General features: G+C 64.4%; 5 protein-coding genes and 1 pseudogene. 2 read left to right on the top strand and 4 right to left on the bottom strand.

Going from position 1 to position 6,703, the window contains the following annotated elements; all coding sequences use genetic code 11:
• Together ACOZKU_RS27655 and ACOZKU_RS27650 are read right to left on the bottom strand one after the other, a co-directional pair.
• Window positions 1-239, bottom strand: a pseudogene (locus tag ACOZKU_RS27655) (tellurite resistance TerB family protein); the annotation flags it as partial.
• A 132-nt stretch (window positions 240-371) separates the two neighbouring features.
• Window positions 372-1,010 carry a 2-dehydro-3-deoxy-phosphogluconate aldolase gene (locus ACOZKU_RS27650; protein ID WP_421581596.1) on the bottom strand — a complete coding sequence of 213 codons (639 nt, stop codon included), beginning with the start codon at window positions 1,008-1,010 and terminating at the stop codon, window positions 372-374.
• A 154-nt stretch (window positions 1,011-1,164) separates the two neighbouring features.
• Between ACOZKU_RS27650 and ACOZKU_RS27645 the strand changes: the two genes are divergently transcribed.
• Together ACOZKU_RS27645 and ACOZKU_RS27640 are read left to right on the top strand one after the other, a co-directional pair.
• Window positions 1,165-1,650, top strand: a complete 486-nt coding sequence (locus tag ACOZKU_RS27645) for a CYTH domain-containing protein (RefSeq protein ID WP_314086559.1) — start codon at window positions 1,165-1,167, stop codon at window positions 1,648-1,650.
• 61 nt (window positions 1,651-1,711) lie between these two features.
• A complete protein-coding gene (locus ACOZKU_RS27640; RefSeq protein ID WP_421581595.1) occupies window positions 1,712-2,659 on the top strand; it encodes a rhodanese-related sulfurtransferase in 948 nt (315 codons plus the stop codon).
• Here the strand turns inward: ACOZKU_RS27640 and ACOZKU_RS27635 are convergent, their stop codons facing one another.
• Both ACOZKU_RS27635 and ACOZKU_RS27630 read right to left on the bottom strand, forming a co-directional pair.
• A complete protein-coding gene (locus ACOZKU_RS27635; RefSeq protein ID WP_421581594.1) occupies window positions 2,660-4,852 on the bottom strand; it encodes a putative bifunctional diguanylate cyclase/phosphodiesterase in 2,193 nt (730 codons plus the stop codon).
• Between the two features lie 91 nt (window positions 4,853-4,943).
• Window positions 4,944-6,320 carry a GH1 family beta-glucosidase gene (locus tag ACOZKU_RS27630; RefSeq protein ID WP_421581593.1) on the bottom strand — a complete coding sequence of 459 codons (1,377 nt, stop codon included), beginning with the start codon at window positions 6,318-6,320 and terminating at the stop codon, window positions 4,944-4,946.
• Window positions 6,321-6,703: the final 383 nt, after the last annotated feature.

Below are 6,703 nucleotides of genomic sequence, written 5' to 3'. Positions count from 1 at the left end.
TTCTTGTAGGCCTGGTAACCGAGGCCGGCGATGGCGGCGAGGCTGCCGAGCTTCAGCGCCGAACCGGCGACCTGACGACCGGTGCCCGTACCCAGCAACACGCCGGCAATGGCGATGGAAGCAAGCGGATTGTCCTTGGCGAGCTGGGTGACCTGGCCGGCGCGGTCGCGCACGGATCCACCGGCGCCGGGCACCTGCGAACCGAGGAACTGGTCAAGCAACTTCTTGGGGTCAAACATGGGGAGCGTCTCCGTTTCTCTCGTCGCAGCACAGGGGCCGACTGCAAGGGCAAGATAGGAATGCACGCGCCCGATTACAAACGCATAACGGGCGACCGGAGGCCGCCCGTCTGCAAATCCGTTGAACCTTGTTCAGCCCTTGAGCGCGGCCGCCTCGGCAGCGAGCTTCTCGATACCCGCCCAGTCGCCCTTGGCGACGAGGTCCTTCGGGGCGACCCAGGAGCCGCCGACGCAGACGACGTTCGGCAGCGAGAGATAGTCGCGAGCATTCGACAGCGAGATGCCGCCGGTCGGGCAGAACAGCGTGCCGGCGAGCGGCGAGGACAGCGATTTCAGGTAGGCCGCGCCTCCGGCCTGTTCGGCCGGGAAGAACTTCAGCACCTGGTAGCCTTCTTCGCGCAGCCCCATGACTTCGCTTGCCGTTGCAGCACCCGGCAAAAGCGGGATTTCGCTGTCGGCGGCGGCATCGATCAGCTCCTGCGTCGTGCCCGGGCTGACGATGAACTGCGAACCGGCCTCGACGGCGGCCTCGAACTGCGCGGCATTGAGGATCGTGCCGGCACCGGCGACGGCGCCCTCGACCTCGTTGGCGACCGCGCGGATCGCTTCCAGAGCAGCCGGCGTGCGCAGCGTGATTTCGATCGCCTTGAGGCCGCCTGCGACGAGTGCGCGCGCCAGCGGCACGGCCGTCTTGAGGTCGTCGATGACAAGCACCGGCACCACCGGCTGCAGCTTCAGGACGGAAAGGAGCTTGGCGTTTTTCTCGCTCATGGCGCGGACCTTTAAAACGATTGAATTTTGCTCGACATAGCGCGTCTGCGACCTTGTGTCGAGCCTTACGCCCGATTCATGGACTTGTCATGACACACGTATCGTGTAGTCTTCGCTGGCCCAAGCCCATCTCAGAGACAGCGAAAGCGTGCCTATGGCGAAAGAGATCGAGCGGAAGTTCCTGGTGTCGGGCCAGCGATGGCGTACCTTCGCAAACGAGGGCATCGCCATAAGGCAAGCCTATATCGTGGCCCAGGACGACCGGTCGCTGCGCGTTCGCATCTATGGCGACGGGCGTGCCCGCCTCACCATCAAAGTGGGCCACACAGCCCTCGTTCGCGACGAATATGAAGTCGAGATCAGCCGCGACGAGGCCGAAGACATGCTGCGTCATGCCATCGGCACCATCATCGAGAAGGTGCGCTACAAGGTGCCGCATGACGGCTATGTCTGGGAGGTCGATGTCTACAGCGGCGCCCATCGCGGCCTTGTCATCGCCGAGGTAGAGCTTTCCTCGATCCACGACGACCCGCAGCTGCCGAACTGGGTCGGCCGCGAGGTGACGGGGGAAAGCCAGTATTCCAACCAGTCCATGGCGCTTGGCAACAGCGACGGCGCACGGCTGCACCAGCTGGCGTAGAGACGGGCGTGCTTATGCGCCGCATTGCCTGAAAAGCGCGAAAGCTGTATGTGGCGACCCCATGACAGACATCGCACATGAGATTCCTTCGCCGTCGGCGAATGACGGCTTCCTGGTTGCCGCGCTCTACCATTTCGTCTCGGTTCCGCGCTTTGCGGACCTGCGCGATCCCTTGCAGGCGCTTTGCGAAGAGAACGGCGTGCGCGGCACGCTGCTGCTTGCCCATGAGGGCATCAACGGCACCATCGCGGGCCCGGCCGCCGGCATCCGCGCCGTGCTGTCCTTCCTGCACAGCCAGCCGGAATTCGCCGGCCTGGAGCACAAGGAAAGCCACGCCAGCGCCATGCCCTTCCTGCGCATGAAGGTGCGTCTCAAGAAGGAGATCGTCACGATGGGCGTCGAGGATATCGACCCCACGCGCTCCGTCGGCACCTATGTCGACCCGCAGGACTGGAATGCGCTGATCTCCGATCCCGATACGATCGTCATCGACACGCGCAACGACTACGAGACGGCGATCGGCATCTTCAAGGGCGCGGTCGATCCGAACACCAAGACCTTCCGCGAGTTTCCGGACTGGGTGCGCAACAATACCGGCCTGCACAACAAGCCGAAGATCGCCATGTATTGCACCGGCGGCATCCGCTGCGAGAAGGCCACGGCCTTCATGAAGCAGGAAGGCTTCGAGGAGGTCTACCACCTCAAGGGCGGCATCCTGAAATATCTCGAGGACGTGCCGCCGGAGGAAAGCCTCTGGGAGGGCGCCTGCTTCGTCTTCGATGAACGCGTCTCCGTGCTGCACGGCCTGGAGGAGGGCGACCTCAAGCTTTGCCGCGCCTGCCGTCACCCGCTGACGGCGGAAGAGATCGCGTCCCCGCTCTACGAGGCGGGCGTGTCCTGCGCGCATTGCCACGGCACGCGTAGCGAAGAGGACCGCATGCGCTTTCGCCAGCGGCAGAAGCAGATGGACCTGGCCAAGCAGCGCGGCGAACGCCATCTCGGCAAATGATCAGCCGGCGATGCTCCGGGAAGCGGCCGGTAGAGCGATGAGGTCGCAGATCGCCTTTTCGCTCATCGGCCGGCCGTAGAAATAGCCCTGGAGCTGGTCGCAGCCGCACAGATGCAGAAAGGCGGCCTGCTCGGCCGTTTCCACGCCTTCGGCCGTGACCGGCATGTCGAAGGATGCTGCAAGCGCCACCGTCGCCTGCAGCATCGCGCCCCCCTTGATCGATTGCTGCCCGGCCATGGTGAGCGAGCGGTCGATCTTCATGCGATCGAAGCCGAAGCGGATGAGATAGCCGATCGACGAGAAGCCCGCGCCGAAATCGTCGAGCGCGATGCGCACGCCGCCCGCCTTCAGCCGATCCATGACAAGCTTCGCCCGGCCCGGGTTCTGAATGAAATAGCCCTCGGTGATCTCAAGCGTGATGCGCGCCGGCGCGATACCGGCTTGCGCGATGATCGCCAGCGCCTGATCCGGAAAATAGGGATTGCGGAACTGCGCCGGCGAGACGTTGATCGAAACGCCGAGATCCGGCCATTGCCGCGCCGCCGCACAGGCCCGTTTCAGGATCAGCGGACCAAGGGAATCGATGATGCCCGTGGCCTCGGCGAGCGGAATGAAGACATCCGGCGGCACGGGCTGGCCGTCGCGCGTCCAGCGTGCCAGCGCCTCAACGCCGCAGATATCGCGTCCGCGGGCGTGCACGATCGGCTGATAGACGACATCGATCTCGCCGCGCCCCACCGCCGCCCTGAGCGCCTCCTCCATTTCGCGCCGCATGTCGCGGTCGTCGTCCATCAGCGCTTCATAATGCATGGCGCGGCCGCGGCCGGCATGTTTGGCGCGGTACATGGCGACGTCGGCGCGCCGCAGCAACTCTTCGCCGGCAACCGCGCCGCGGTGCGAGACGGCAATGCCGATGCTCGCCCCGACAATGGCGACGCGCTCGCCGATGACGAAGGGTTCGGTGAAGAAATCGAGAAGCGCGCGGGTCAGCCGTTCCGTTTCCGCGCCATCATCGCCGGCGAGGAACACGATGGCGAATTCGTCACCGCCGATGCGGGCGAGCATGGCGTCTTCAGGCACGAGACGGGACAGGCCGGCGGAAACGCCGCGAATGAGCCGGTCGCCGACCGCATGGCCGTAAAAATCATTGACGTCCTTGAAGCCGTCAAGGTCGAGATAGAGCATCAGCACGTCGCACGCTTCGGCAACGGCCCGCGCGTTCAGTTCGTCGAGGCCGAGATAGAGGCCGGTGCGGTTGCGCAGCCCGCTCAGCCGGTCGGTGAGCGCCTGGAGGCGGGCGCTGTTCTCATCCGCCTTGAGCCGCACCGCGAAGATGGCGCCCGTCAGCACCAGCAGCGCGAAGAAGACGACCACGCCGGCCAGCGCCAAGAGCACGAGCGGACGCACCTGGTCATAACTCTTGTCCCCCGGTGCTTCCGGTGTCCAGGAGAGATAACCGAGCGGTTTTCCGTCAGGCCCGTTGAGCGCGACGGCGTCGCCGGTTGCCGGCAGGGCGTCTGCGAGGAGAAGGCCGGAGACGAGAAAATTGTCCGATATCTTCGAGATGCGGGCGGGCGTCAGGTGCCGCAGGATGAAGAGCGTGCGCAGGCCGCTTTCCGGTGCCTTCACCGCATCCGAGGCCGGCCGAATGGCGGAAATGGCGGCGACAGCCGGGCCCTTCGCCGTGCGCAGGAAAGCGCCAACCTCCTTGCCCGGCGTGAGACCCGCTTCGAGCACCTCCCGGCGCATCACCTCGAATGCCGCCCCGCCGAATGCTTCGGCATCCATATCGAAGGGAACGCCATTGCGATAGGCGAGCATCGTGCCGCCCTTCTCGTCGATGAGGAAGACGGTATCGAACAGCGGCCCGCCTTCGGTTGCGAGACCGAAATTGGTGACGAGCCATGGTATGTCAGGCGTGCCATAGACGTTCTCGGCCGCATCGTCCCAGACCGCGTAATCGCGCACGGTGGTGACGATGGAGCTGCGCATGGAGGAGAGCGCGCCGAACACGGTCTGGCGCGTGCGTTCCTCGTCGAGTTCGTTTGCCCGGTTGGCGATGAAACCCAGTGCCATCATGACAAGCACGGTGGCAAGGCTGACGACGATCGCGAACGAGCCAAGCACCGCAAGAACGACCGTAAGCCGCCGGGCGCCGAGCATTCCGGAAAGGTGGTGCGCAAGCCGCCGCATCAGGGTCTCCAACCGGGAGAGATGATGCGGCAGAAGCGTTATGAATCCTTTACGTTGACGATGCGAATATCAGTAATTTCGGATATCGTAATCAAACCGCCGGCTTGTGGTTGCCCTTCGGAAATTGACCGGCAAGCGCGCCGTACCATTGCCCGCTCTTCTTCACCGTGCGCACCTGCGTGTCGTAATCGACATGCACGATGCCGAAGCGCATCCGGTAGCCTTCGGCCCATTCGAAATTGTCCATCAGGCTCCAGGCGAAATAGCCGCGCATCGGATAGCCCTCGCCGATCAGGTCCGCCGTGATGCCGAGATGCTCGGCGATATAGTCGAGGCGCGGCTGGTCGTCGACCACGCCGTTCTCCACGCCCATATTGTAGCAGGCGCCGTTTTCCGTGATGTAGCAATCGGGCAGCGTGTAATCTGCGTTGAGCTTGCGGATAAGATCGCCGAGCGCCGGCGCGAATACCTCCCAGCCGATATCGGTCTTGACATCGGCCACCGGCGGGGCCGGCACGGTGGCGGGAAATTCCGCGCCTTCGGCGGGATCGTCCGCCACGCGCATCGGCGTGTAATAGTTGAGGCCCCACCAATCGAGCGGCTGGGCAATGGTCTCCATGTCGCCCGGCTCGATTTCCGGCATGCGGTGGCCGAGCGCCGAGAGGAAGCGTTCCGGATATTCCCCCTTGAAGACCGGGCCGAAGAAGACGCCGTTGTGGAAATCATGGGCGCGCGCTGCGGCATCCTGATCGGCCGCGCTGTCGCTGCCGGCATAGACGGAATGGGCGTTCAGCACGAGGCCGACGGGAAGCTTCGGCTGTTCGGCACGGATCGCCGAGACACCGAGACCATGCGCCAGATTGGTGAAATGCAGCGCGTGAAGGGCCGCATCCATGTTGCGCTCACCCGGCGCATGGATACCGTAGAGGTGGCTCAGCCACACGGAGCACCACGGTTCGTTGAAGGTCGCCACCGCATCCAGCCGGTCGCCGATGCGGGCGATGACCGTCTTGGCGTAGCGCTGGAAGGCATAGGCCGTCTGCCGCGCCGTCCAGCCGCCCTCGCCGGCCAGCATGAGCGGCAGGTCCCAGTGATAGAGCGTCGCGAAGGCCTTGATGCTGCGGGCCTTCAGGCCATCCACCAGCCGGTCGTAGAAATCGAGGCCCTTCTCATTCACTGCGCCGGTGCCCTCGGGAATGATGCGCGGCCAGGCGATGGAAAAGCGATAGGCTTCCACGCCGAGCGACTGGATCAGATCGAGATCCTGTTCCAGCCGGTTGTAGTGATCGCAGGCGACATCGCCGTTGTGGCGGCCATAGACCCTGCCCGGCATGTTGGAGAAAGCATCCCAGATCGAGGGCTTGCGGCCGTCCAGCTTCGATGCCCCTTCGATCTGGAAAGCGGCGGTCGCCACGCCGAACACGAAATCGCCGGGAAAACGGTCGGCAAGGGTCTTGGGGTCGATCATGGTATCTCTCGGAGTCTTGATATCTGCAACGTTGCAGTAACGCTGTTTTGCTGAAAGTCAATGCGTTCGTGGCGTGCGGCGGCGGCCACGCGGCGGATTTCGCCCGTGGTTTGGCCGAGATGGTTCGGACGGGGCGCCGGTGGTGCCGCATCTGAAATGTTAAGGAAAGACACCTTCCGGCACCCCGTTCGGCGGTTTTTGCCCGCGACTCCGGTCTCTCTGCGATGGCGGGGTGCGTGGGAACAGTGGCATGCCCTTCCGGGGAAGGGATCGTGCACGCCCTCAGATCTACGGTGCCGCAGCCACGACTGCCGGTCGGCACCGTCTTCCACTGCGCCGTGCGATCCGGGTTCCACCCCTCGGACGCCGCACGGTGCAGCCGC

The sequence above is a fragment of the Shinella sp. M31 genome (assembly GCF_049199205.1).
Lineage (GTDB): Bacteria > Pseudomonadota > Alphaproteobacteria > Rhizobiales > Rhizobiaceae > Shinella.
Note: the sequence above shows the minus strand (reverse complement) of the source record. Positions and strands in the feature narration are given on the sequence as shown.

Excerpts from the sequence above, each read along its gene's own strand:
- ACOZKU_RS27650 (WP_421581596.1), bottom strand. The coding sequence starts at position 1,010 with ATGAGCGAGAAAAACGCCAAGCTCCTTTCCGTCCTGAAGCTGCAGCCG.
- ACOZKU_RS27645 (WP_314086559.1), top strand. The coding sequence starts at position 1,165 with ATGGCGAAAGAGATCGAGCGGAAGTTCCTGGTGTCGGGCCAGCGATGG.
- ACOZKU_RS27640 (WP_421581595.1), top strand. The coding sequence starts at position 1,712 with ATGACAGACATCGCACATGAGATTCCTTCGCCGTCGGCGAATGACGGC.
- ACOZKU_RS27635 (WP_421581594.1), bottom strand. The coding sequence starts at position 4,852 with ATGCGGCGGCTTGCGCACCACCTTTCCGGAATGCTCGGCGCCCGGCGG.
- ACOZKU_RS27630 (WP_421581593.1), bottom strand. The coding sequence starts at position 6,320 with ATGATCGACCCCAAGACCCTTGCCGACCGTTTTCCCGGCGATTTCGTG.